Consider the following 2,014-nt stretch of genomic DNA (forward strand, 5'->3'; position numbering starts at 1 on the left):
AAAATATGAATTCCCACTTGATTTTGAAACGCAATGGTTTGAGAAAAATGCCGAAAAGTGTAAACATTAAACAATAAAACCTCGCAAAAAGTGTAAACCAAAAATAGACCACCCCAAATCGTAAGTTAAACAAGTTTATTTTTTTCTAAGTCTATGTACGATACTTTGGTAGTCATTCTCCAGAATTCTCATTTTATTATCCACTAAAATCATAAATGGAATACTGTTTATTTTAAAAGTTTGAGCTGTTTTACTATCAAAACCTCCATGCAAGTCTGCAAGATTTATCCAGCTATTAATATTATCAGTTTGGATAGCTTTTAACCATTTTTGTTGATCATCATCTAAGGAAATACTAATAATTTTGACAGACTTATCTTCAAAAAGTTGTTGGTTTTTTACCATGTCTTGATGTTCCGCACGACAAGGGGCACACCAAGAAGCCCAAAAACTAATAATGGTTTTACCTTTTATTAGCGAACTAAGCATAACTGAATCACCTGTTTCGTTGGGGATTTTAATGTCTGGGATTCGATTGCCAACGGTATTTTTTCTGTACTTAGCAAGTTTCTCCTTAAAGTATTTACCACTGTCAGATAGTTTTACTTCTTCGGAGAGTTTCTCATACAAATCTTCTATGCTTGATAAATCACATCCTCCAAAACTAATTTCGTTTGAAAGATTTTGCAAAGATAAATATGAGTTCCTGTGTTCATTTACATATTTTTCATGTGATTGATATACCATCCTTTTTCTTTGAGCATCAGTGAACTTTTTACTTTGCATGGCATTTCTAGGTTCAATTCGAGTAGTAAAGTCTATTGATTCTTGGCTTCCACTAACTTTTTTTGTATGTAAATATAAAGAACCTGTCTCTTTTTTTTTTATTTCAAAATCAACTTGAATGGTATCATTAACCAACCAAACTCCAAACTCTTGGCGTATTTTTTCAGTTGAAATAAGTGCTAAAGTTGGATGTTCTAATCCTCCTTCAAAGATAAATTTCTGATTGACAACTTTTGCTTTTTCAGAAGTAATGTTATTCTTACCAAATATCATAATATTGACTTCCTTAATTGTATCTGAGTTGAGTATTGTTCCCTCCAAACGGAAAGGTTTCATTGTTGAGTTTTGTGCATGAACAGAAATTGAAGTAATAACTACAATGAAGAAGAATAGAATTAGTTTTTTCATGGATATAAGAGGTGATTTTAAGAGAAAATTTTAATACTGAGTACTTTCAGTGAACGTAGATGCAAATTAATTTATTTTGAATGAAATAAGGGATTTTTCACTTTTTTATTTCACAACTCTTTTTTGTCCTTGTAAAACAAAAAGAGCTAAACATCGTTAGCCCTTTTAATACTTTAAAGCTTAATAATTGGGTAAGTAGTCCCTGCAAATATTTTACCTTGTTTAACTCAGTTGTTTAAATCAACTATAAAAAACCAAATGCTTTCTCAAAATGTGGCAAATTTATACACCTTTTAATTGTGTAAGAAAAATTTAAGAGACTTTGGATATTCTGTATTTGTCTAACAAAAGCAACCCAACCATTTTTTGACTATATTTTGTTTGTGTAAGCTTTTTATATAAATTCATTATTACTTTGGTTGTAAGTTTTGTTGAAAATATTAGCTTGTTCGAACTTACTTATATGAATTTTTAGTGCATTAATCCTTGGTTTGTAGTGTTCGTCACCAATCGTACACAAATTCTGAAACGCTTTATCATAGCTGTTTGTGTCTAATGCGTAACCTATTCTGTCATACGTTCCTCTTCCTTGATGTAAAATATCACATATCATAAAACATATTTTGGCAGGATTGGGGTGGTCTATTTTTGGTTTACACTTTTTGCGAGGTTTTATTGTTTAATGTTTACACTTTTCGGCATTTTCTCAAACCATTGCGTTTCAAAATCAAGTGGGAATTCATATTTTAAACTTGAATGCAATCGCTGTCTATTGTAATATCCTTCAATAAATTCAAATAGAATACTTCTCAGAATTGTG

2 protein-coding genes are annotated in these 2,014 nt (G+C 30.5%); both read right to left on the reverse strand.

The window, feature by feature from the left end; translation table 11 throughout:
• Window positions 1-135: 135 nt before the first annotated feature.
• Window positions 136-1,194 (reverse strand): TlpA disulfide reductase family protein, encoded by a 1,059-nt coding sequence (locus tag VB776_RS24415; protein WP_323699458.1) that lies wholly within the window; start codon window positions 1,192-1,194, stop codon window positions 136-138.
• Between the two features lie 672 nt (window positions 1,195-1,866).
• On the reverse strand, window positions 1,867-2,014 hold a 148-nt coding region (locus VB776_RS24420), incomplete at its 5' end, for an IS3 family transposase (RefSeq protein WP_323699459.1).

Source organism: Arcicella gelida, from assembly GCF_034931025.1.
Lineage (GTDB): Bacteria > Bacteroidota > Bacteroidia > Cytophagales > Spirosomataceae > Arcicella > Arcicella gelida.

Excerpts from the sequence above, each read along its gene's own strand:
- VB776_RS24415 (WP_323699458.1), bottom strand. The coding sequence starts at position 1,194 with ATGAAAAAACTAATTCTATTCTTCTTCATTGTAGTTATTACTTCAATT.